General features: G+C 59.8%; 23 protein-coding genes. 8 read left to right on the top strand and 15 right to left on the bottom strand.

From position 1 onward, the window contains the following. Positions 1 to 269 (top strand): hypothetical protein (locus Q7V03_RS01390; RefSeq protein WP_304923829.1); only part of this gene is annotated, 269 nt, incomplete at its 5' end. A gap of 74 nt (positions 270 to 343) precedes the next feature. Here Q7V03_RS01390 and Q7V03_RS01385 read toward each other — a convergent pair. The 3 genes from Q7V03_RS01385 to Q7V03_RS01375 form a co-directional block, all read right to left on the bottom strand. Beyond that, complete coding sequence (locus tag Q7V03_RS01385) at positions 344 to 1369, bottom strand: glycosyltransferase family 2 protein (RefSeq protein WP_304923828.1); 1026 nt, start codon at positions 1367 to 1369, stop codon at positions 344 to 346. 41 nt (positions 1370 to 1410) lie between these two features. Next, the gene (locus Q7V03_RS01380; protein WP_304923827.1) at positions 1411 to 2391 is read right to left on the bottom strand and encodes a glycosyltransferase; all 981 of its coding nucleotides are present in this window, start codon (positions 2389 to 2391) and stop codon (positions 1411 to 1413) included. 174 nt (positions 2392 to 2565) lie between these two features. Further along, complete coding sequence (locus Q7V03_RS01375) at positions 2566 to 3801, bottom strand: urate hydroxylase PuuD (RefSeq protein ID WP_304923826.1); 1236 nt, start codon at positions 3799 to 3801, stop codon at positions 2566 to 2568. A 111-nt stretch (positions 3802 to 3912) separates the two neighbouring features. Here Q7V03_RS01375 and Q7V03_RS01370 point away from each other — a divergent pair, with 111 nt between their 5' ends. Next, positions 3913 to 4839: a LysR family transcriptional regulator gene (locus tag Q7V03_RS01370; RefSeq protein WP_304923825.1), complete on the top strand. Its 927-nt coding sequence runs from the start codon at positions 3913 to 3915 to the stop codon at positions 4837 to 4839. Positions 4840 to 4904: 65 nt separating this feature from the next. Here the strand turns inward: Q7V03_RS01370 and Q7V03_RS01365 are convergent, their stop codons facing one another. The 7 genes from Q7V03_RS01365 to Q7V03_RS01335 all read right to left on the bottom strand — a co-directional run bounded on the left by Q7V03_RS01365 (position 4905) and on the right by Q7V03_RS01335 (position 12087). After that, a complete protein-coding gene (locus Q7V03_RS01365) occupies positions 4905 to 5669 on the bottom strand; it encodes an SDR family NAD(P)-dependent oxidoreductase (protein ID WP_304923824.1) in 765 nt (254 codons plus the stop codon). A 76-nt stretch (positions 5670 to 5745) separates the two neighbouring features. Further along, the gene (locus Q7V03_RS01360) at positions 5746 to 6804 is read right to left on the bottom strand and encodes a dipeptidase (protein WP_304923823.1); all 1059 of its coding nucleotides are present in this window, start codon (positions 6802 to 6804) and stop codon (positions 5746 to 5748) included. Between the two features lie 96 nt (positions 6805 to 6900). After that, the gene (locus Q7V03_RS01355) at positions 6901 to 7650 is read right to left on the bottom strand and encodes an ABC transporter ATP-binding protein (protein ID WP_304923822.1); all 750 of its coding nucleotides are present in this window, start codon (positions 7648 to 7650) and stop codon (positions 6901 to 6903) included. Position 7651: 1 nt separating this feature from the next. After that, positions 7652 to 8482, bottom strand: coding sequence for an ABC transporter ATP-binding protein (locus Q7V03_RS01350; protein WP_304923821.1), 831 nt, complete (start codon positions 8480 to 8482; stop codon positions 7652 to 7654). Continuing rightward, a complete protein-coding gene (nikC, locus tag Q7V03_RS01345) occupies positions 8479 to 9384 on the bottom strand; it encodes a nickel transporter permease (protein WP_304923820.1) in 906 nt (301 codons plus the stop codon). Before nikC ends, Q7V03_RS01350 begins: the two co-directional genes overlap by 4 nt. Then, positions 9381 to 10439 (bottom strand): ABC transporter permease, encoded by a 1059-nt coding sequence (locus Q7V03_RS01340; protein WP_304923819.1) that lies wholly within the window; start codon positions 10437 to 10439, stop codon positions 9381 to 9383. The genes nikC and Q7V03_RS01340 overlap by 4 nt, the downstream gene beginning before the upstream one ends. A 37-nt stretch (positions 10440 to 10476) precedes the next feature. Continuing rightward, positions 10477 to 12087, bottom strand: a complete 1611-nt coding sequence (locus Q7V03_RS01335) for an ABC transporter substrate-binding protein (RefSeq protein WP_304923818.1) — start codon at positions 12085 to 12087, stop codon at positions 10477 to 10479. Positions 12088 to 12251: 164 nt separating this feature from the next. Here Q7V03_RS01335 and Q7V03_RS01330 point away from each other — a divergent pair, with 164 nt between their 5' ends. Beyond that, entirely contained in the window at positions 12252 to 13283 is a 1032-nt protein-coding gene (locus tag Q7V03_RS01330; RefSeq protein ID WP_304923817.1) for a dipeptidase, read from the top strand. Between the two features lie 117 nt (positions 13284 to 13400). Here Q7V03_RS01330 and Q7V03_RS01325 read toward each other — a convergent pair whose 3' ends face one another. Next, the gene (locus tag Q7V03_RS01325) at positions 13401 to 14324 is read right to left on the bottom strand and encodes a serine hydrolase (RefSeq protein WP_304923816.1); all 924 of its coding nucleotides are present in this window, start codon (positions 14322 to 14324) and stop codon (positions 13401 to 13403) included. A 112-nt stretch (positions 14325 to 14436) separates the two neighbouring features. Between Q7V03_RS01325 and Q7V03_RS01320 the strand changes: the two genes are divergently transcribed. The 5 genes from Q7V03_RS01320 to Q7V03_RS01300 all read left to right on the top strand — a co-directional run bounded on the left by Q7V03_RS01320 (position 14437) and on the right by Q7V03_RS01300 (position 18745). Then, a complete protein-coding gene (locus tag Q7V03_RS01320) occupies positions 14437 to 14808 on the top strand; it encodes a hypothetical protein (protein ID WP_304923815.1) in 372 nt (123 codons plus the stop codon). Positions 14809 to 14862: 54 nt separating this feature from the next. Continuing rightward, positions 14863 to 16251, top strand: coding sequence for a PepSY domain-containing protein (locus Q7V03_RS01315; RefSeq protein ID WP_304923814.1), 1389 nt, complete (start codon positions 14863 to 14865; stop codon positions 16249 to 16251). A 90-nt stretch (positions 16252 to 16341) separates the two neighbouring features. Continuing rightward, positions 16342 to 17268, top strand: coding sequence for a 3-keto-5-aminohexanoate cleavage protein (locus tag Q7V03_RS01310; RefSeq protein WP_304923813.1), 927 nt, complete (start codon positions 16342 to 16344; stop codon positions 17266 to 17268). Next, positions 17265 to 17735 (top strand): GNAT family N-acetyltransferase, encoded by a 471-nt coding sequence (locus Q7V03_RS01305; RefSeq protein WP_304923812.1) that lies wholly within the window; start codon positions 17265 to 17267, stop codon positions 17733 to 17735. The genes Q7V03_RS01310 and Q7V03_RS01305 overlap by 4 nt, the downstream gene beginning before the upstream one ends. Next, positions 17732 to 18745: a histone deacetylase family protein gene (locus Q7V03_RS01300; protein ID WP_304923811.1), complete on the top strand. Its 1014-nt coding sequence runs from the start codon at positions 17732 to 17734 to the stop codon at positions 18743 to 18745. The genes Q7V03_RS01305 and Q7V03_RS01300 overlap by 4 nt, the downstream gene beginning before the upstream one ends. 59 nt (positions 18746 to 18804) lie before the next feature. Here Q7V03_RS01300 and Q7V03_RS01295 read toward each other — a convergent pair whose 3' ends face one another. The 4 genes from Q7V03_RS01295 to Q7V03_RS01280 form a co-directional block, all read right to left on the bottom strand. Beyond that, positions 18805 to 19398: a histidine phosphatase family protein gene (locus Q7V03_RS01295; protein WP_304923810.1), complete on the bottom strand. Its 594-nt coding sequence runs from the start codon at positions 19396 to 19398 to the stop codon at positions 18805 to 18807. Then, positions 19395 to 20975 (bottom strand): N,N-dimethylformamidase beta subunit family domain-containing protein, encoded by a 1581-nt coding sequence (locus tag Q7V03_RS01290; RefSeq protein WP_304923809.1) that lies wholly within the window; start codon positions 20973 to 20975, stop codon positions 19395 to 19397. Before Q7V03_RS01290 ends, Q7V03_RS01295 begins: the two co-directional genes overlap by 4 nt. Then, positions 20969 to 21943 (bottom strand): type I glyceraldehyde-3-phosphate dehydrogenase, encoded by a 975-nt coding sequence (locus tag Q7V03_RS01285; protein ID WP_304923808.1) that lies wholly within the window; start codon positions 21941 to 21943, stop codon positions 20969 to 20971. Before Q7V03_RS01285 ends, Q7V03_RS01290 begins: the two co-directional genes overlap by 7 nt. Positions 21944 to 22090: 147 nt before the next feature. Beyond that, entirely contained in the window at positions 22091 to 22906 is an 816-nt protein-coding gene (locus tag Q7V03_RS01280; protein ID WP_304923807.1) for an IclR family transcriptional regulator, read from the bottom strand. Between the last annotated feature and the right edge of the window lie 435 nt (positions 22907 to 23341).

The following is a 23341-nucleotide window of genomic DNA, read 5'->3' as shown; positions in this document are numbered from 1 at the left end:
ACGCAGCAGATCATCCTGTTCCGGAAGGCGTGGGCGATGCTTCATGGCAGAACCGAAATTGCAGGGTTTCAGCCAAAATTATACAAACCCTGCAGGCCATGGCGAGAAAAACTACAATGTTTCAACGCAAAATCAACGGTGGGGGGGTGTTCAGCGTGAACTCGATGACCTGCTGCCGTGGCGGTGGAACGGATAGCGGTCAGACCGGACACTTACCTCTAATATTTTATCCGTACGTGCGTCTGATGCTGCCGGTGGCTTTCATCTAATAGCCTGAATCTAAAGCACTTTCAGGCAATCACAACGGCCAGATTTTGGTGAATAAGCCGCGATCAATGCAGAGTCAAACTGCCTTGGGTCTGCGCAGCATATCTTTAATCGCTACCAGTTTTACCGACAACCACAAGGCAAAACAAAACATACGTTTGGAACGCCAAAAATGTAGGTACATTAATCTTTTTGAAAAATTGGCGTTGCTGTCTAACCCAGCCTTGAGTGATTTCTTAAAAGACAATGACTCAAGATCACCAAAACACACATCAATTGCACTCAAATATCTACTAATTTCGGGCAACTTGGAAAGTATTTTTTTTGACCTTTTCAATGAACGTATGGTCGCAATCGCTTGGGCAGCGTGAATCTCTTTATCAAACCCATTTTCAATAGTTAGCCGCCAAAGCATCAAATTATTATAAGTGGCATCCAAAAGCTTCGGACTGATTTTCTTTGTGATCGCGTCCGGATTATCCTGTCGGTAAAAAAAAACGCCATCACAAAAAACAACTTTTCTACATAGCAAAAAGTATTGCCGAACTGTATATTCATCCGCAAACATTCCAAAATCAAAAAAACCTGTCTTTTTTAGGAATTCCATACGCCAGAGCGCATTTCCGGGTATTGTCCAATTTAATGAATATACAAATGCATCACGACCACTTATCTGAACAGAGCGATCCCCCCTTATTCCTACTATTCGTTGATTTTTTGTGGCACCAGCATAATAAAACTCTACGTCGGGTATAGTGGCATCTGCGCCTGTCTCTACCGCGGCTTGATACATCTTTTGCAGCCAATCATTCGAAAATATATCATCCTGCGAACTATAAACAAAGTAGTCACCCTGCGCATAAGCGGCTGCGAAATTCATGACCTTGGGGACAATCCCCAGATTTGTTGGCGTTCGCAGATATCTAAACCGCGCATCGCGCACTGAAAATTGGCCAGTAATATTAGGACTTCTGTCAGTTGAGCAATCATCGACGCAAAGCACTTCAAAGTCTGCGAACTGTTGATTTATAAGGGATTCAAGAGTCTGCGACAGGAAAGCTTCGCCATTAAAAATTGGGATTATGACTGAAATTTTTGGCATAAAGTTCCTCGACATCTCTCTGAATTGATTGCCCTGAGAGCCTACTTCCGTAATTTTTTCGATAATTTACGCTTGCGCCGTCGCTCAGTCCACAATGTGCGAATCGCCAATATGGGGTTACGAAACGCTAGCTTCAGAAAAATGCCGAAATCGTTCTGGTAATAAGCCCAATCAAGATTAGCCCTACTCTCGGCTGTTCTGAGTATTGCCCAGATTGGTGAGGACGGAGTTAGTCCAAAAGTTTGCGCATCCTTGACACGCTGTCGCAATACGGCCTTCCATGTCGAAAGTTTTCGGATTTGGGCCGAGCATAAACCAGAAAAATCAACACTTACCATGCTTGAAGACACCATGCCGCCGCCGACGCGGTAAATTACTAGGGCCTCATCAATGACCGCTATTTTCCCTTCAAGGGCGGCACGGAAACCCATGACTAGATCTTCATAAGCTCCAGGAATTATGGCTCCGTATTTCTGGTACAAGGTCCTGCGCCATGCACCGGTTGCCCCGAGATATAGCGCCCTCGATCCCGCAACGTCTGATGGATCTATAGAATTGTAAAGCGTCGCGGTACGATATTTCGTTGATATCCTTTGTCCTGACAAATCTATTTCATTTGCCAAAGAACACACCAGAAGCGGCTGCTTCGCTTCAAAGGTCTCAATAATTCTGGCGCTTCGCTGTGGCAATGAAATATCATCCCCGGCCGCCACAATTATAACATCACCATGACTTAAGTCATGAATGCGGTCGATATGGCCAGCCAAACCTAAGTTTCGGTCATTCCTGTTCAGAATAACACGATGCGGCCCTGCGTACGAGGCAACAGTTTCTTGGATAACGTCGAACGTCGCATCGGCAGAGCAGTCATCCGAGATTAGTATCTCCAACGGCATGCAGTTTTGTGCAAGAGCCCCCAAAACCGCTTCGCGTACCGTTTCAGCTTGATTATAGGTCAAGAGAACAAATGAATATGTGAACTCAGTTTGTGAAATTTTATGTTCCAAACATAGCAGGTTCACTCATTTATTACGCGGTGACAGTGACCTTAGCAATAGTCTGGCAATCACGTCGGGCTGCAGGGGCGTTTTTACTTGCTGTTGAATGGCTTTAGCAGGAGTTCAGATGCCTGACCTGGGTGGTCTGACGGCTTAGAGGCCGCCCTTTGGTTTGGGCGACCTTTACTTATCGCGCGATTAGCTGTCTTGGCCGCCCTGGCCTGCGGATTGGAACCAGCGGCGGATGGTGTCGCGCTCGGGGTCTTCCATATAGCTGAGGTTGGCGGGGGGCATAGCGTGGGTGATGCCGGCTTGCAGATAGATGCGCTTGGCTTCCGCTGCGATTTGAGCGGGGGTTTCAAGGACAACGCCTTTCGGGGGCCAGTAGATGCCCTCATACACCGGCTCGGCGGCGTGGCACATCGAGCAGCGGCCTTGCACGATGGAGACGATTTGATCGAAGTCTTTGGCTGAGGCGTAAATGAGGGCGGGGCCGTTGAGGGCAGCTTCCTCGGGGCGGTGGCGCATCGGCGCGGTGGAGAGCCATGCGATGATCAGGAAGATCACGACCGTGACGAACCAAGTCCAGTGTGGGTTGCCTTTGCGGGCGTGTTTGGTGTTGAACCAATGGCGGATGGTGACGCCCATCAGGAACACAAGGGAAGCAATCAGCCAGTTGTATTCGGTGGCGAAGACCAAAGGGTAGTGGTTGGACAGCATCAGGAACAATACCGGGAGAGTAAGGTAGTTGTTGTGGGTGCTGCGCTGTTTGGCGATTTTGCCGTATTTTGGGTCTGGCGTGCGGCCTGCTTTCAGGTCTGCGACCACGATACGTTGGTTCGGCATGATGATCATGAAGACGTTGGCGGACATGATGGTGGCGGTAAACGCGCCAAGGTGAAGCAAGGCCGCGCGGCCCGAGAAGACCTGCGTGTAGCCCCAAGCCATGCCGACGAGGATGATGTAAAGGCCGATCATCAGGCGGGTGTTGTCGTCGCCAAAGCGGCTTTTGCAGATCAGGTCATAGGCGATCCAGCCGAAAGCAAGCGAGCCCAGAGATATCGCGATGGCTTGGGTTTGGCTGAGGTCGGCAATGGCGGGGTCGATCATGTAGAGGTTGGCGCCGAGATAGTAGACCAGAAACAGCATAGCGAAACCGGACAGCCATGTGGTGTAGCTTTCCCATTTGAACCAGGTGAGGTGTTCGGGCAGCATCTGAGGTGCGACGAGGTATTTCTGGATGTGGTAAAAGCCGCCGCCGTGGACTTGCCATTCCTCACCATGGGCCAAGGGGGGCAAGCTTGGGGTTTTGCGCAGGCCAAGGTCGAGGGCGATGAAGTAGAAGGATGAGCCGATCCACGCCATCGCGGTGGTGACATGCAGCCAGCGCGCCGCGAGTTCGACCCATTCCCACAGCACAACCCAGTCATACATCGGCAGTCTCCTGTTTGTGCTCGGCTATCTTGGTTTTCGGCAGGGTATACCGGGCGGTATTGATCTGTTAATCCTGAAAAACCGGGGAATACTTTCAAGATTGGCGCGAAAATGTCCTATGTCAACACGATCAAGATGTTTGTGCGGGTGTATGAGTTGGGCAGCATGTCGGCGGCGGCGCGGGATCAGCGCACCTCGCCTGCGGTGGCTTCGGCGCGGATATCCGAGTTGGAAAAGCATCTGGGGGTAAGGCTGTTTTCGCGCACCACCCGCAGTTTGCAGCCGACCGAGAATGGGCGGATTTTCTTTGAGGGTGCCAAGAAGGTGCTAGAGGCGATTGACGAGGCCGAAGCTGCGGTGATGGATGTCACACAAAACCCGAGGGGGACGATCTTTGTGTCGGCTCCGCTGGGGGTGGGGCGACGGTTTATTGCGCCGCATGTGCCTGTTTTTAAGGACATCTATCCGCAGATTGATGTGCGGCTGCGGCTGTCGGACCGGATCATTGATGTGACGGCTGAGGGGCTGGATGTGGCGTTTCATCTGGGGATTTTGGAGGATTCGACGCTGAAGGTGCGGCTGATTGCCGATTGCCCGCGGGTTTTGTGCGCTGCCCCGGCCTATATCGCGCGGAGGGGGATGCCTTTGGATGGCGCGGCTTTGGTGGGCGACAAGCACGAATGTCTGAACCTGCGGTTTCCCGGCGCGAAGGAATTTCAGTGGGCGTTGCAGACGGCTGACGGCGTGCGGCGCTATGAGATCACCGGGCCGTTTGAGAGTGACGATGGCGATGTGCTGACCGGCTGGGCGCTGGATGGGCGCGGCATTGTGATGAAGCCGGTGTTTGAGGTGGCGGATCATTTGCGCTCGGGCGCGCTGGTGCCTGTGGCGGTGGCGACGCCGCCGTTGCCGACGCAGCTGTCGAGCCTGTCACAGCATCGGCGGTTGAAAGACCCGAAGGTGAAGCTGTTCACCGATTTCATGGCGGCGCATGTGCGCGATGCGGTGCGCGGGGCGATTGAGGGGCGTTCTAGTTGAAAGGTGCGCCTCCGGCGGAAGTATTTGGGCCTATTTGAAAGCAAATTTTAGATAAATTTAGCGGATTAGGTCTCATAGGGCCAGTTGGCTTGGCTGAACGCTCCGCCGTCGACCCAGAGGGTTTGACCCGTGACGAAAGCGGCGGCATCGGAGATCAGGAACAGCAGCGGCCCGGCGAGGTCTTGCGGGGTGCCGACGCGGCGCAAGGGTGTGACCCGGGCCCAAGTGGCGTCGTAATCCGGGGCCTCGGCGGCGGTGCGGGCGGTGGCGATGGCTCCGGGGGCGATACAGTTGACGCGGATGTTGTGGGGCCCGAGTTCTACCGCTGCGACCTTGGTGAATTGCTCGATGCCGCCCTTTGAGGTGGTGTAATCAACCAGTTTCGGGAAGGCGAGTTTGTTGCAGCCTGAACCAAGGGTGATGATCGCGCCGGGTTGGCCTGCTTTGATCATGGCTTTCGCGGCGGCCTGGGTGTTGAGGAAGGTGCCGCGCAGATTGGTGGCGATGGTGCGGTCCCAATCCTCGGGGTTGAGGTCGAGGAGGCTGGACCACGTTTGGACGCCTGCGTTGTTAACCATGACGCTTGGGGCGGTATCGGCCCACAGGGCGGCCTCGGTGTGGAAGCGGGTGGTTTGAATTTGGTCACCTGCATCGCATTCCCATGCGTGGGCGCGTTGGCCTGCGGCTTCGACGGCAGTGATCAGGGTTTGGGCGGCTTCGGGTTGGTTTAGGTGGGTGAAGCCTATGTCATAGCCCGCGTTTGCAAGCGCCGTGACAAGGGCATGGCCGATGGCTGAGGGGCCTGCGGTGACAAGAGCGAGTTTGGACATCGGCGGGCCTTTTGGGTAGGGTGGGGTTTTACCCCAACTTATGCCGGGGTTCGGTGGGGTGGAACCCCACCCCACATTATGCGCCCCAAGTGCGGTCCAGCAGGGCGAGCCAGTTGTCGTAGCAAAGCTTTTGCATCAAGGCCTCGCCATAGCCGTGGTCGAGCATGGCTTGTTGCAGGGCGGGCAGGCCGGTGACGTCGCCGATGCCGTTCGGAAGGGTCGCGCCATCGAAATCGGAGCCGAGGCCAAGGTGGTTTTCGCCCAAGTGTTCCAGCAGATGGTCAAGATGAGCCAGCACGTCTTCCCAGCCCATATCGCCCGATTGTTTGCCATCGCGGCGCAGGAAGGAAGTGGCAAAGTTCAGGCCGACCATGCCTTTGGACTCAGCGATCATCTGGAGTTGGCGGTCGGTGAGGTTGCGACTGCTGGGGGTGATGGCGTGGGCGTTGGAATGGGTGGCGACGAGGGGCGCGTCCGACAGGCGGGCGACATCGTTGAAACCTGCTTCGTTGATATGGGAGAGGTCGATCATGATTTGCAGATCATTGCAGGCGCGGATCAGGCGTTTTCCGGCCTCGGTCAGGCCCTCGCCCGTATCTGGGCCGGAGGGGAAGGCGAACGGGACGCCGTGGCCGAAGATGGTGGGGCGCGACCAGACCGGGCCTAAGGAGCGCAGGCCCATGGCGTGGAAGGCGTAGAGGTTGTCGAGGTTGGCATCGATGGCTTCGGCACCCTCCATATGCAGGATGCCTGCGATGGTGTTGGTGGCAAGGCAGTCGCGGATTTCGGCGGTGGTGGTGCAGAGTTTGAACTGGCCTTGGGAGCTGCGCTCCATCCACAGGAATTGGCGGGCCATCGACATGGCGATAGGAAGGGCTTCGGGCTCGGTGATCAGGGTGCCGAGCGGGAGGCTGAAGGGTGGGTTTTCCATCTGCGCCATGTAGTCGGGGGCGTCGTGCGCGGCGGGCGACGGGATGTAAATGGCGAAAAAGCCAGCCTTGAAGCCGCCCTTTTGCATCCGGGGCAGGTCGAGGTGGCCCTTGCCTTCACCGGTCAGCCAGATCGCTTCGCGGTTTTCTGGGTGGTTGTGCAGGCGCAGCAGCAGGTCGTTGTGGCCATCGAAGGTGGGGAACATTTTTGAAGCCTTTGTTTTCGTGAGAAGCGCCGGGGGGGGGGGTCACACACCCGGACCCCCGTGGAGTATTTGAACCAGTATGAAAGCCGGGCTGGGTTAGCCTTCGAGCATCCGGTCGGCGGAGGCGGCGAACAGGCTGCGGGCGTAGGTTGTGGTCATTTGCGCGGTGGCAAGGGCGTCGCGCGTCAGCTCTTCGACGGCTTTGCCATGTTGCATCACAAGGATGCGGTCGCACATGTGGTCGATCACGGCGAGGTCGTGGGAGACCATCAGGAAGGTGAGGCCGCGTTCGGTTCGCAGGCGGCTGAGCAGGTTGAGGGTTTCGGCTTGGACGGAGGCGTCGAGGGCGGAGGTCGGCTCGTCCAGCAGCAGGATTTCGGGTTGCAGCATCAAAGCGCGGGCAATGGCGACGCGTTGGCGTTGGCCGCCGGAGAGTTGGTGCGGGTAGCGAAAGCGAAAGTTGGGCGGCAGGCCGACATCGGTGAGCGCCTTTGTGATCGCAGCATCGGTCAGCGGCAGGCCGTGGATGGCGAGGGGTTCGCTGAGGGTGCGGTCAATGGTGTGGCGGGGGTGGAGCGAGGCGTAGGGGTCTTGGAACACCATTTGGACTTTGCGCGAGAAGGCGCGGTCGTGGGTGATCGGTTTGCCGTTGATGCGGATGGTGCCGCCCGAGATCGGGGCGAGACCACAGATGGCGCGCAGGATGGTGGATTTTCCGGAACCGGATTCGCCGACGAGGCCGTAGGATTCCTGAGCTTTGACGTTGAGGGATACATTTTCGACTGCGCGGACGAGGCGGCCTTGGGCGGTGAAGGTGACAGAGAGGTTTTCGATTTCTATCAGCATTTTACAGCGCCCAACTTGCGTCGCGGTCTAGGCTTGGCAGCGGTTCTCGGCTGCCGCCGATGCGGGGTAGGCAGTTGAGCAGGCCTTGGGTGTAGGGGTGTTTGGCGTGCATGAGATCCTTGGCGGCAAGTTCTTCGACGACTTTGCCTTTGTACATCACCAAAACCCGGTCGCAGAAACGGGCGACGAGGCGGAGATCGTGGGAGATGAAGATCAGGCCCATGCCGCGGGTTTTCACGAGGTTGTCGAGGATGGAGAGGACTTCGGCTTGGACGGTGACGTCGAGGGCGCTGGTGGGTTCATCGGCAATCAGCAGGTCGGGGTTGGGGATCAGCATCATCGCGATCATCACGCGCTGGCCCATGCCGCCGGAAAGTTCGTGCGGGTAAGCTTCCATCACGCGCTGCGGGTCACGGATTTGCACGGCGTTCAGCGCGTCGACAGCCTTTGCATAGGCTTCGGCTTTGGAGACTTTGTCGCGTTGGCGCAGGCCTTCGGTCAGCTGCGCGCCGATTTTCATCACCGGGTTCAGGGAGTATTTCGGGTCTTGCATCACCATGGCGATGCGGGGGCCGCGAAGGGCGCGCATTTGGGTTTCAGAGGCTTTCATCAGGTCGATGCCGTCGAAGGTCATCTCATCGGCTTCGATCTTGCCTGGTGGGCGGATCAGGCGGAGGACGGAGCGGCCTGTCATGGTTTTGCCGGAACCGGATTCGCCGACGATGCCGAGGCGTTCGCGGTCAAGGTTGAACGAGACGCCGCGGACGGCCTCGACCCGGCCTGCTTCGGTGTCAAAGGTGACGCGGAGGTTTTTGACGGAAAGAAGGCTCATTTGCTGGCGCTTTTCGGATCGAGAACGTCGCGGAGGCCGTCACCCAGCAGGTTGAAGCCCAGAGAGACGATGAAGATGGCAAGGCCGGGCATGGTGGCGACCCACCATTGCTCAAACAAGAATTTGCGGCCTGCGGAGATCATCAGGCCCCATTCTGGCAGCGGCGGTTGCACACCAAGGCCGAGGAAGCCGAGGCCAGCGGCGGTGAGGATGACGCCTGCCATGTCGAGGGTGACCCGGATGATGACGGAAGGCAGGCACATCGGGATGACATGGCCCCAGATGATACGGATGGGTCCGGCGCCTTGCAGTTTAACGGCGGCGATGTAGTCGGAATTACGGACCGTGAGCGTCTCGGCGCGGGATACGCGGGCGTAGGGTGGCCAGCTTGTCAGCGCGATGGCGAGGACGGCGTTTTCCATGCCGGGGCCGAGGACGGCGACTAAGGCAAGGGCGAGGATCAGCTTGGGGAAGGCGAGGAAGATGTCGGTAATCCGCATCAGGATGGTGTCGACCCAGCCGCCGAAATAGCCCGCGACGGTGCCGATGATCAGGCCGACCACCGGGGCGGTCAGGATCACCAGCAGCACGATATAGAGGGTGATGCGGCTGCCGTAGAGGATGCGGCTGAGGATATCGCGGCCGAAATCGTCGGTGCCAAGGATGTTGCCGGGGGTGCCGGGAGGCAGCAGACGGCGGCCAAGCTCTTGGGTGATTGGGTCATGCGGGGCAAGGACCGGCGCGAAGATCGCCACGAACAGCAGGGCGGCGGTGATCAGCAGACCGATCATCGCGAGCGGGTTGCGGCGCAGGCGCAGCCAGCTGAGGTAGCTTTGGCCCAAACGCGATTGCATCCGCGAGGCGGGGTTGGGGTCGCGCAGCCATGTGGTGAGTGTGCTCATACCCGTGCCCTCGGATCGACGAGGCGGTAGAGCAGGTCTGACAGCATGTTGAGCCCGATATAGGCGATGCCGACAACGACGGTTCCCCCCAGAACGGCGGGCATGTCGGCGACCATCAGGGCATCGGTGATGTAGCTGCCAAGTCCCGGCCATGCGAAGATGGTTTCGGTCAGCACGGCGCCTTCCAGCAGGTAGGCGTAGCTTAGCGCGATCACCGTGATCAGCGGCACCATGACGTTTTTCAGCGCGTGGACCCAGATCACCCGACGCTCGGGCATGCCCTTGACGCGGGCGGTGGTGATGTATTCCTGGCCGAGTTCGTTCATCATGAAGCTGCGGGTCATTCTGCTGATATAAGCCATTGAGATATAGGCGAGGATGCCTGCGGGCAGAATGATGTGGGAAAACGCGTTGGCGAACATGTCCCAGCGGTTGTTCAGGGCGGTGTCGAGCAGGATCATGCCGGTGTATTGCGTGAGTTCAAAGTCGAGTGACATTTGATAGCCTGCATCGAGACGTCCGGGGCCGCCGACCCAGCCGAGTTGGCCGTAGAACAGCAGCAGCCCCATCAGGCCAAGCCAGAAAACCGGCATCGAATAACCCATCAGGCCGATCAGGCGGGTGGATTGGTCGAAAAAGCTGCCGGGTTTGGTGGCGGCGATAACGCCAGCAGGCACGCCCAGAAGCACCCCCAGAATGGTGGCGAGGGTGGCGAGTTCCAGCGTGGCGGGGAAGCGTTGGCTGACTTCTTGCAGCACAGGCTCGCGGGTGCGGATAGAGGTGCCGAGATCGCCTTGCAGCGTGTTGCCGACATAGATGCCGAATTGCTTCCACAGCGGTTCATTCAGGCCCAACCGCTCGCGGGCTTCTTCCATCTGCGCTTCGGTGGCGCGCTCGCCAAGGATCGAGAGCACCGGATCAACCGGGATCACGTTGGAGATGAAGAAGGTCACCATCAACAGGCCAAGAAAGGTGACAAACAGCGTGACAACCGTGCCGCCGATTTGGCGAAGCAACGGGATCAGGCGCGAAGGCGGAGCGGGGGTGCTGGTCATGGAAAACGGGCGGCCCCTTGCAGGGCCGCCCCATGCCTTACTTGGTCACAAGCCAATAGGCGGTCGAGTCAACCGCGCCGCCCGTGTAGAAGCCCTTGACGTTGGCGCGCACGCCGGTCTGGCGGGCTTGCTGGAACATCACGATGAACGGTGCGGTTTCGCGGAATTTCTTCTGCAAAGCGGCATACATTTCAACGCGTTTCGCCGGATCTTGCTCTAGCACGGCGGCCTTCGATTCCGCGGTCATCTCGCCGGGATCATAGGCGTTGCGCCAAGCCAGATAGCCGGTGTTGTTGGCAGCATCCGAGTTGTCGGGGTTCTCGGCGAAGGTCGAGGAGTTGGTGTTCGGATCAGGATAATCTGGGCCCCAGGTTTGCAGCGTGCCATCATGCTGACGGGCGCGGTATTCTTTCAGCTGTTCAGCACCTTCTCCAACGCTAAGTTCCACCTTGATACCCGCTTGGCCGAAGGTGTTCTGGATCGACTGCGCCACATCCATCCGGTCGGCGGCGTTGCGCACCGACAGTTTGATCGTGGGGTCTGTGATACCAGATTCCGCTACCAGCGCCTTGGCTTTCTCAATGTCGAGCGAATAAGGATTGTCATCCAGCGCGCCCAGATAGCCAGATGGCAGGAAGTTTTGGTGAACGACGGCGGCGCCCTTCATGAATGTGTCGGCCATGCCTTGATAATCAACAGCATAGCGCATCGCGTCAAGGAATTTGGCGTTCTTGTAGTTTTCGTTCTTCTGGTTGAACGACAGGTAATAGATCTGGCCGCCCACGTCTTCTTGAATGGCGACATCAGCATTGCCAGCCATCCCAGCGACATCAATCGGGGTCAGGGTGCGGGCGACATCAATATCGCCTTTTTCAAGCTGCAAACGCTCGGTCGCGGCTTCTGGCACATGGGTCATGAAAATCTTGGCCATCTTGGCATCGCCGCGCCAGTAGCCGGGGCGCATTTCCAGAACATAGCCTTCATTCGGCTTGAAGCTTCTCAGCGTGAAAGCACCGGTGCCTGCCGAATGAGTTTTCAGGTATTCATTGCCGAGATCCGAGACGCCATCGGTGACGACTTCGTTGGCTTTGACCACATCGGCATCGACGATCGAGGCCACACCTGCGGTCAGGCAGTTATACAGGAAAGTCGGCGCATAGGGCTTGTCAACCTTGATGGTCAGGGTGTCGCCCGCGCCGGTGATCATCGCATCGACGGTTTCCGCCGTCCAACCGAACTGGTTCAGGATGAACGCCGGGGTTTTGTTCAGCTTGACCGCGCGTTGCAGCGAATAGGCGGCGGCTTCTGCTGTCACCGGATTGCCGGAACTGAAGGTCACACCAGCCTTCATCTTGAAGGTGTAGGTCAGGCCATCCTCGGCCACCGACCAGCTTTCGGCCAGACCCGGTTCGGTTTGCAGCGTTGCCGGGTTGATCTCAACCAGACCGTCATAGGTGTTGTTGACCACGTCGAGGCCGGAGAATTCATAGGCTTCGTGCGGGTCCAGCGACACGATATCGTCGATGGCCCCTGCCAGCACCAGCGTATCGGCTGGGGTTTCGGCCATCAGCGCAGCGGGGGCTGTGCCCAGCATCAAAGCAGCAATCGCAACAGCGCCCACGCGGCGCAGCGTCGGTTCAAGTAGCATGACAGACTCCCTGTTTTATCATCGTTTTTTCATTGCCGTCCCTGAGTCTCGCTGAGCCTCGGGGTATTTCCTGACCGATTGGGCAACTTTCATGCGGGCTTGTCAACAGCGCCTTGCAGCGCGAAACTGGCGACACTGGGCAGTTTCACAACAGAAATGGCAAAATGTCAGACTTTTCAATCTTCGACGGGCACAATGATCTGCTGTCCTGCCTATGGGCAGAAAAATCCTTCTCGGGTGAGGCATTCTTTCGCGGACGCGACGGCGACCTTGATCTGGCGAAATGCCGTGCGGGGGGCTTTGCAGGTGGCTTTTTCGCGGTTTGGGTGGGCGGAGAACCGGGAACCGGGCCTGATCCGATGGCGACTTACCGGGAATTCCCGGCGATAGATCCGGCGCGGGCAGAGCGGCAAACGCTGGAGCAGATCGCAATTCTGCTGCGCATGCAGCGCGCGCGGCCAGATGCGATCCGGCTGTGTCGCACGGTGGCCGAGATCGCCAGCGCGCGTGCCGCGGGGGCGATTGCAGCGATCTTGCATATTGAGGGCGTTGAGGGGATTGCCGAAAATCTGGACGCTTTGCATGTTTTCTATGCGGCGGGCTTGCGCAGCCTTGGTCCGGTGTGGAGCCGCCCGAACATTTTCGGCCATGGCGTGCCGTTCAATTTCCCTGCCAGCCCAGATACCGGACCGGGACTGACCGAGGCCGGGATCAGGCTGGTGCAGGAATGTGACGCCTTGGGGGTGCTGCTGGACCTGTCGCATCTGAATGAAGCCGGGTTTTGGGATGTGGCGCGGGTTTCAGCCAAGCCGCTGGTTGCCACCCATTCCAATGCGCACGCGGTGACAGCATCCACCCGCAATCTGACCGACAAGCAGTTGGCGGCGATCAAGGCCAGTGGCGGGCTGGTGGGGTTGAACTTTGGCTGCGCTTTCCTGCGCCCGGACGGGATCAAAAATCCGGCGACAGGCCCCGAAGACATGCTGCGCCACCTTGATCACCTGCTGGCGCGCTTGGGCGAGGACGGTGTAGCACTGGGATCGGATTTCGACGGTACAATGATTCCGAGTTTTATCAGCGATGCGAGCGGACTGCCGAAATTGACCGCAGCGCTTGAGGCCAGTTATGGCGCGTCGCTGACCGAGAGACTGACGTGGGGCAACTGGCAGGGCTTGTTGGCACGGGTGATTGGCTGAAGACTATTGCGGTCATCGCCCACCTGCACACAGCCGCCCCGGACTTGATCCGGGGCCTCGACACGATGGAGACCAGCAAGAGGCCCTGGATCAAGTCCGGGGCGGCTAAGTGAGAGATCAAAGCCGAATGATGTCCTCGGTCATCTCCCAGATCAACCGCCCGATCTGGGGGAAACTTTGCGGATGGCTTTGCGCCATGCCCTGCCCCTGCGTGGTCAGCACGATGATCAAGGGCTTGCGACCCTCTGCCTGCAAGCGGATCATATCATGTTTGAACCAACTGGTTTTGGCATCCCCCGTCCATAGATTGTGCCCGGCTTTCGACCATATCTGCACCTGCTCTGGCAAATCGCCGCCAAGATATTCCGCCAGTTGATAAGCCAGGTTTGTGGCATCTGGGCTGGCTTTGTCGCGCTGCAAGATCGCTTGCGCGCGGGCCTTTGAGGGCGGCGACACCGGCAGGGTGCCGTCAAACAACTCCCACAGCAGCCGTGCGGCGGCGAGCGGGGTGAGGCGGTTGAGATGCGCGCCGTCGGCTCCGGCAAACTGCGCCTCGCGGCCATAGCGGGTGTCGTCCATCAGTTTTTGCGCGATGCTGCAGCCCTGCCATTCCTCCCAGCCCAGCACCCAGAAGAAACGGTTGAGGCGTTCGCGCTTGTTCACCCAATCAAGATATTCCGCGCCGTGTAACAAGGTGTCTCCGGTGGTGCCGGTGATCAAGTCGATGGCGTAGTTGGTGGCACCATTCGACGACCAGCGGATCATATCGCGCAAGGCGCGGTCCATCTCGCCATGCGGGGCGATGCGGGCGTCCTCCAACAGCGCGAGGGCATGGATCAGGTGGAAGGTTTTCACCAAGGAACAGGGGTAGACCGCAATATCGCCGCGATGGGCAAAGCCTTCCGGGCCCTCCGCGCCTTGGGTGATCAGCACAAGGCCGAAGCTTTCAGGATCAAGCCCTTGTGCTGCGTGCCGATTGACCAGAGCCGAGGTGATGCTGGCCCCGAGTGCCGACCATTCCGGGGTTTCGGTGAAGAACATAGCGGGCCTCCTGTTTTGCCCGCAGCTTAGGCGGCGCGGGGCGGAAAGAAAGCCCGCTATCGCAGCGTTGGGCGGCTTGATCTTCGGCCCTGTGATCGGTTAGCCACAACGCATGAGCCGCTTTGCCCGCCAATTTACCCAAAATGTGATAGTGCTGCTTTTGGCAGTCGCCTTGGGTGTGTTGGGCTTTGGCCACCGCATGGCGCTGCACGATCCGGTCGATCTCAGCGCCTATGCGATGCCGGACGGCACATTGCCAGAGTTGTGCCATGATGGCAGTGCGGCGGATCACGGCGCGAAAGAGCAACCGCCCTGCCCTGCCTGTCGGATCATTGCGGCGGTGGAACTGCCGCCCGTCGTCGCCCTGCCCTCGGAGCAACTGGAACCCGTCGCCGTGGTTTGGCCAGATGTGGCCTTGGCGGATGCCAGCGCCCACCAACCCCGCGTGCCACCTGCGCGGGGGCCACCGAACTTCCTGATCTAAGCGCAACCTGCGGGCTCTGCCCGTTTTCTTGGCTTTTTTCTGGGATGATCCCTTATGTCTGACACTTCGACTGCGCCTTCGGGCGTGAATAAACTCTACTTCGCGGTCTGGCGCTGGCACTTTTACGCCGGACTCTATGTGATCCCTTTTCTGATCATGCTGGCGATCACTGGGATTGTGATGGTCTGGTTTACTGCCATCGCCCCGGAATATGGCGAGCGGCTGGCGGTTGCGCCGCAGGCGCAAACCCTCAGCGTGACCGATCAGGCCAGCGTTGCGCTGGCGAGGCATCCCGAGGGCAAGATCGGCCAATACATCGCGCCACATGATGCGGCGACCCCGGCGATTTACCGGGTGGATCTGGCGGATGGCCAGCGGATGATCGCTGTGGACCCCTATACAGGCGTGGTGCTGCGTGACACCGAGAACGGCGCGACATGGTACACTTTGGCCAATGACATCCACGGCACGCTGTTGATTGGCGATCTGGGTGATCGGTTGGTCGAGATTGCGGCCTCGCTGGGGCTGCTTTTGGTGATCACCGGGCTGTATCTGGTCTGGCCGCGCAATGGCGCAAGTTTGCGCAGCCTTCTGCTACCGGATTTGCGCGCCAAGGGGCGGGCTTGGTGGAAGTCTTTGCATGGCGTGCTGGGGTTCTGGATTTCGCTGGGTCTGGTGTTCTTCCTGATCTCGGGCCTCGCTTGGACCGGGATTTGGGGCGAGCGCTATGTGCAGGCTTGGTCCACCTTTCCGGCGGCGAAATGGGACAATGTGCCGCTGTCGGATAAGCGGCACAAGGACATGAACATGACCGCCGATGACACCGTGCCTTGGGGGTTGGAGCAGACTCCGATGCCTATGTCAGGATCGGAGGCCGGGGTGACGGGCCTGGCGATGGGGGTTCCTGTCAGCTTGGAAAACATCGTGGCTTTGGGGCGGACGATTGGATTTCAGGGTCGCTTTCAGGTGGCTTTGCCAGCCGATGAGGCCGGAGTTTGGACGTTAAGTCAGGATTCCAACAGCTATGATGGGCCGGACCCGACGACGGATCGCACCGTGCATATTGATCAGTACACCGGCAAGATTTTGGCCAGCGTGGGGTTCGCCGATTACGGATTGGCGGCAAAGTCGATGGCGGTGGGCATCGCGCTGCATGAGGGGCAGTTGGGGCTGTGGAATGTGGTGGCGAACATCGGGTTTTGCGGGGTCGTGGTGTTTGTCTGTGTCAGTGGCGTGGTGATGTGGTGGAAGCGCCGCCCGAGCGGTGTGCTGCGATTGGCAGCACCTCCGATGCCTGCGGGCGTGCCGTTGCGCGGCGTGGCGGTGATTGCACTGGTGCTTTCCGTGGCGTTTCCAATGCTGGGGCTGACGCTGGTGGCGGTGGTGTTGCTCGATTTTCTGGTGTTGCAGAACGTGCCAAGGGTGAAGCGGGCGTTCAGTTGACGGATCGGTCGCGGCGGGAATTTTCTGCCGCGACCACGCTCTGGCAAAGGGATTGGCTTCGTGGCAGGGTAGCGGCTGCGGAGGGGCTTCATGTCAATAATCATCATTTCCTGTGCGATCACCGGGTCGATCCACACGCCGTCGATGTCGGAATTTCTGCCCGTAACGGCGGCGCAGATTTCGGCGCAGGCGATTGAGGCATCCGAGGCGGGGGCTGCGATTTTGCACCTGCACGCGCGGGTGCCGGAAACCGGGCGACCGTCCAGCGATCCGGCGCATTGGGCGGGGTTTCTAGAGGCGATCAAGGCGGGCTGCAACGGTGTGGTGAACATGACCACGGGTGGGTCAGCGGTGATGACGTTGGCGCAGCGGCTGGCGGCTCCGATGCAGTTTCGGCCCGAGATGTGCAGCCTGAACATGGGGTCGATGAATTTCGCGCTGTATCCGATGGCGGCGAAGATCACCGCGTGGAAATATGATTGGGAAAAGCCGTTTCTGGAAGGCTCGGACGATCTGGTGTTCAAGAACACCCCGCGCGATATTGCCTTTGTTTTGAATGAGATGGGTACGCAGCGCGGCGCGCGGTTTGAGTTTGAATGCTATGATGTCAGCCACCTTTACATGCTGAAGCATTTTGTGGATCGCGGGGCTGTTGTGGCGCCGTTGTTCGTCCAATTTGTGTTTGGCGTGCTGGGTGGCATGGCGGCGGACCCCGATATGCTGATGCTGATGAAGCGCACGGCGGATCGGTTGTTTGGCGACAGCTATCAGTTTTCGGTGCTGGCGGCCGGGCGCAATCAGATCCCGATGGCGGCGATGGCGGCGGCGATGGGCGGGCATGTCAGGGTGGGGCTGGAGGACAATCTTTACCTGTCAAAAGACGTGTTGGCGCGGTCAAACGCCGCGCAGGTGCGACAGATCCGGGGGATTGTTGAGGGGCTGGGCCGGGTTGTTGCCTCACCCGATGAGTCACGGGTGATGCTGGGGTTGAAGGGTGCAAGCGAGGTGGGGTTTTGATCTCGTATCGGTTGGCGGTGGCGGGTGATGCGGGCCTGGTCCATGCGATGCTGTCCCAGATGGCAGTGGCCGAGGGTGGCGCGATTGGCGGCGGCGTAGAGGCGCTGGTGCAGCATGGCTTTGGTGCCAACCCGCGATTTCGCGTGGTGCTGGTCGAGGAGCGCGGGATCGCTCTGGGTTTCTGTCTATTCCTGCCGGAATATTCCAGTTGGCGCGGGGCGGTGGGGCTGTTTGTGCAGGATATTTACCTCAATCACGCCGCGCGCGGTAAGGGACTGGGGCGCGGCTTGTTGGCCGCGGCTTTGGCTGAAGCACAAGATTGGCAGCCCGCGTTCATGGCGTTGATGGTGAAGCGCAGCAATATCTTGGCGATAGGATTTTATCAAACCCTGGGCTTTGCGCTGCGCGATGCCTCGGACCCATATATTCTTGAGGGAGAGGGCCTGACAGCCCTGATGCAGCCATGATCACGGTGTTTGACGACGCGCAGCGCGCGCACGATCCGCAGTTTTTCCTGTCCTCCGGCGCGCGCAAGCCCTGCCCGGAACAATCCGCGCGGGTGGATGCTTTGCTGGGGGCTGTGCGGCGGATGGAGGGGGCTGTGGTTCAGGCCCCGGATGCCGGGTTGGCGCCGATTTTGGCGGTGCATCCGCAGCGGTATGTGACGTTCTTGCAGGGGATATACGCGCGGTGGACGCGGATTGAGGGCGCTTCGGCTGAGGTCATTCCGAATGTGCATCCGGCCAGCCGATTGGATGGCTATCCGCTGTCAGCGGTGGGTCAGGCTGGGTTTCACATGACCGATACCTCGTGTCCGATTTCGGCGCAAACTTGGGGGGCCGCCTATGCTTCGGCGCAAACAGCGGTGCATGCGGCCGATTTGGTGTTGGGCGGCGAGCGTTCGGCTTACGCGTTGTGCCGCCCGCCGGGGCATCATGCTTTTGCTGAACTTGCGGGCGGGTTTTGCTATCTGAACAACTCGGGGATTGCAGCACAACGCTTGACCGATGCCGGGCGGCGGGTGGCGATTTTGGACGTCGATCTGCACCACGGCAACGGCACGCAGGGCATGTTTTATGCGCGGGGCGATGTGTTGACGGTGTCGCTGCACGCGCATCCAGAACGATTTTATCCGTTCTTCTGGGGTTATGCCGAGGAGTTTGGCGCGGGTGCGGGCGTGGGTGCCAACCTGAACCTGCCTTTGACGCGGGGCACTGGGGATGCGGGGTTCTTGGGCGCGCTGGCGCAGGGCATTGAAAGGGTGCAGGCTTGGGGCGCAGATACCCTAGTGCTGGCGCTGGGCTTGGATGCGTTCGAGGGCGATCCGTTTGCCGGGCTGTCGGTGACCACGCCGGGTTTTGCGGCGATTGGGCAGGCAGTGGCGGCGATGGGGCTGGCTGTGGTGATCGTGCAAGAGGGCGGATATTTATGCCCCGAGTTGGGGGATAACTTAGAGGCGGTGCTTAAGGCTTGGTAGGGCGCACTGGCCGAAACTGCAGAGGCCTCCGGCGAGGATATTTGAGCAGAGAGGATGACCTAAGCGGGCCCCAATGCGGGGATTTCGGTGATTGTATTGCCTTCGGTCAGGGCAAAGAAGGCGTCTTGTGGGACAGGGAGCCTGTGGCTGTCGGCCTCGGTCAGACCTGCCCAGTGCGCGCGAATCACCCGGCTGACGACGGCGTGGGCGACGATGATTTTCACTGGGGTGGGGCCGGATTGGATATCCTGCAGCGCGGTGGCAAGGCGGGCGGCGAAGACCGCGTAGGTTTCGCCATCGGGGGAGTGGAACCACCACGCCTCGGGTGGCACAGAGGCGCGTAGGCCGGGGTGGGCAGTGTCGATCTCAAGATCGGTTTTGCCATCCCATGACCCCATGCCGATTTCCATCAGGCGGGGGTCAAGGGTGATGTCCGGGTTGTCGAGTTCGGCTGCGATCAGGCGGGCGGAGTGGTGGGCGCGACCCAAGGGGCTGGCGTAGATGCGAAAATCTGCCAAGTTCAGGCTAGCAAGGCGGCGGCCCATGGCCGTGGCCTGCGCTTGCCCCATTGCGGTAAGGTTGCTGTCGACCTGACCTTGGCGGCGGCCGATGGCATTGAATTCGGTCTGGCCGTGGCGGCAGAGATAGATCATGCCCAATCGCCCAGCAGGACATTGCGGGTGACCTGTTCGACCGGGCGTTCACGGGCGATCAGGCCTGCGACCCACTCGCAGGATGCGGCATTGAACACCGCCCCCCTGCCCCTGCGGTATTCGGCCATGCAGCCATTGCCACGCGCGGCGCGGGCGGTGTTTTCCGGGGTGATGCCGCCGTAAAGCCGCAGGGCAAGGTCTTCTGCGTCGCCTGTGCCGATGAAGCGGTCGCGGTCGTGCGGGCCGGTGGAATGCGACAGCGTTGTCGCGGGAGAGAGGCCGACGATGGTAAGATCACCTTGCAGGCCGGTGTTTTCGGCGGCAAATGGCAGGCCGTGGCGCATGGTATAGTCGATGCCGTCGACCTCATAAGCGAAGATTTTTGATGCCGCGCCCAGCACGTCACCATAGCCGAGGCCCGTCCCCGCCAGCGCCCAGTGTTCGGGGCGGTAGATCGCGAAACCACCCGCGCCGTGGGCAGCGCAGCGGCTCCATCCGGCATAGACGCCTGCCGATCCGGTCAGGCCCATGGTGGCACTGGCGGGACGTTGGATCTGCGGGTGGTCCCAGTAGCTGGTGAGGCGGTTGGTCTGGGCCAAGGGATCGGCGGCTTCAGCGGTGGTTTTGAAGCAGGTTTGGGTGGTGAGGTCGTCGGAAAGCCGGGTTTGCCAGAAAAAATTCCCGGCGAAACGGGCGAGACGGCCGCCTTTTTCAACCCATGCGTCAAGGTGATCGCGCATCTCCCAAGTCCAGTATTCGTCATGGCCTGCGATCAACACGCGGTCGTAGCCATTCAGCGCTTCGGGATCGCGGTGCAGGTCGTGTTGGGTGGTGTAATCCAGCGGGATACCTTGGGTTTCGCACCACAAGCCAAAGGGGCGCTCAAACGCGGCCCAGCCGGAAGATGCGTATTTCTTTGAGATGCCACGGGCGCGGGCGTAGTCCATATGCGGGTAGCGCGGCTTGGTGAGCAAGGCCGATGCGTGCGGGATGCGTGGGGCGTCATCGGGCCAAGCGGCGAAGCCCTTCGCCCACGGACGTTGGGTGCTGACATGCGGGGCGAAGTCACCCATGGCCGGGCCAGTCAGGCCTTGGTAGTGGTTCGATCCGCCCCAGTCGTTATAGGCGCACCATGTGCCCGTCGTCAGCAGCATCAGGATTTTTGCGCGGGATTTCAGGGGTTTGAGGACGAACAAGCCTTGCGAGGAATGACCAGGAATGGTGACTGTTAGGATGTAAACGCCGCTTTGCCAATCTTGCGGGATTTGCAGGCGGAGAACTTCTGGCCAGTGGCAGCCGTTTTCTGAGGCGTCAAACGGGGTGGTGGCGAAGGTCGTGGCGAGGGTGGTTTGCAGCAGATTTTCGGGGGTGAGACCGTCTCGAGCGATGGTCAGTTGCGCTTCGGGTGCGCTGGACATCGCGTGCAGAACAAGGGTTTCGCCGGGGCTGTAGGACAGTGCGGAGCTATAGACCCAGACTTGCGCGCGGGCGGGATCGGGGCTTGCGACTTCGTAATAATGCCCCGTCACCACATCGCCGTCATCGGTCGGCCCGATAGTGAAAAAGTCTTTCAGCATTGCGCCATCCGGGTTGCGATATCCAGCATTCGGTTGGAAAAACCCCATTCATTGTCATACCAGCCGAACACCCGCAACATGCCGCCGCGTGTGACGCGGGTTTCCGGCAAGGCCATCACAATGCTTTCCGGGCGGGCGCGCAGGTCGGTTGACACCAGGGCTTTCAGGGTTGATCCGATTACCCCGCCTGCTCCGCTTAGCGCCGCGTTGACCTCGGCCACCGTGGTTGCGCGTTCGGTCATCACCGCCAGATCGACGGCGGACACCGAAGCGGTTGGCACACGGACTGCCGAGCCTTCAATCCGGCCCGCGATCTGTGGCAAGACCTGATCCAGCAGGCGCTGCGCCGAAGTCGTGGTCGGCACCATTGATAAAGCGGCAGCGCGCGAGCGGGCGAAATCGGCGGCGGGGGCGTCAACGGTGGGCTGGCTGCCGGTATAGCAGTGAATCGTGGTCATCGAACCCGTCACCACGCCCCAGTTTTCGTGGATCAACCGGGCCAAGGGCGCCAAAGCGTTGGTGGTGCAAGAGGCGTTGGACACGATCTGCTGGGTGCTAAGTTGCGCATCATTCGCGCCCAAAACCACGGTCAGATCAGCGGCTTTTGACGGGCCAGAGATCAGCACTTTACGGGCACCCCCGCGCAGGCCGCGCGTGGCCATCTCGCGCGCATCGGCGCGGCCTGTACATTCCAGCACCACATCGACGCCCTTCAACGCAAGGCTGGAAACATCCGGCGTGCGGTGCAGCGGGATCGATAGACCGTCGATCACCAAAACGGCGCCATCAAGGCTGACCTGCCCCGGCCAAGGCCCGAAAACCGAGTCGAATTCAAACAAATAGGCGCACATCTCAGGCGCTGCGATGTCGTTGATGCCGACAATCTTTGCGCCCGGAGCTGCCCCCTTCAGCGCCGCCCGCAAGACCGAGCGGCCAATGCGACCAAAGCCATTGATGAACAGGTTCATGGGCTTGCCCTTTCTGACGATTGGGCCAAGTCAAATCACGGGATCGGGCGTCGATCAATGGGGACGACGGGGTTTTGATCAAAAAATTGGCGCGCACAGGGCGGCGGGGGAGCGCTCCGCGCGGGAGTATTTCAAAAAGAGCAAAGGCTAGGGGCGTTGGCCGCCCGTGGCTTCGGTGATCTGGTCAGCGCTGGCGCGCACGAGGCTGCCGAAGCGGGTGGCGTCGGATAGGCCCATGCGGAAGGTCGGGCCTGCGATGCTGATGGCGGCGACCGGTTCGGCGAAGGCGTTGAAGATCGGGGCGGCAACGCCGCGCATGCCCTCGGCGCGTTCTTGGTCGTCAATCGCAAAGCCACGCTCGCGGGTGCGGGCCAGGTCGCGGCTGAGGCTTTCGGGACTGGAGAGCGAGAGGGTGGTGGCGCGGGTCATGCCCCTGCGGTTCAGGATTTCTTCTGTCTTTTCCGTTGGATACCACGCCAGCAGCGCCTTGCCGGGGGCGCAGAGATGCATCAGCCCGGTGCTGCCGGGGGGAAAGAAGGCGCGCAGATCGGCGGTGGCCTCAACTTGAGACAGAAACAAAACCTCACCCGCTGCCTCGATCCCAAGGCTGACGGTTTCGCCGGTGGCGTCGCGCAACGCCTCCATCGGGGTACGGGCGCGTTCGGTGATTTTGGTGCGTTTCAGAAAGGCCGATCCGGCGCGGAAGGTGCCAGGGCCGATGTGCCAGACTTGGCCGGGGTCTTCAGCCTCTACCATGCCGTGACCTTGCAGGGTCACAAGGGCGCGGAACACGGTGGCGACGGGAAGGGCGCTGCGTTCAGCGAGTTCTGACAGGGTCATGCCGGTGCTGTCCGCCAGCAGTTTCAGCAGACCAAGCGCACGATCGAGGGCTTGGACGGTGTTCTGCTCGGTCTTGTCAGTGGTGGATCTTGGGCGGCCGCGCAGGCGGGGTGGGTTCGACATGGGACGGCCCTTTTACGCGGCACCGCAGCGGGCCGGGATGAACACAGGATACATGTTCAGCGTAGCATGAATTGTAGGGCTGAAAAAAACTTTCGACGCATGCGCGACGGGTTATGGTTTGGGTTTTGGGTCGGTCTGCGCGCGGGTCAGCAAAACGATGACCAATGGATTTCAGTGGTTTAAAGCTGGGCTATGACATTCCGGGAAGCGGGGGCGCAGACGCCCTGTCCGCTGCTGGATCTGGAGGCGCTACAGCGCAGCATCGTCAAGATCGGCGCGGCGGCACCGGCTTTGCGGTTGCGGGAGGGAGTGAGGCAGCTGGAACAGCATCCATCGGGGCGTTGGCGTACATTGAAGCTTGAGCGGGGCCACATTGCGCTGAAACGGAAAGCGCTGACTGTCGCTTGCCCCAAACCAACTTCCGATACTTCTGCT

The organism is Cypionkella sp., from assembly GCF_030652235.1.
Classification (GTDB): domain Bacteria; phylum Pseudomonadota; class Alphaproteobacteria; order Rhodobacterales; family Rhodobacteraceae; genus Cypionkella.
Note: the sequence above shows the minus strand (reverse complement) of the source record. Positions and strands in the feature narration are given on the sequence as shown.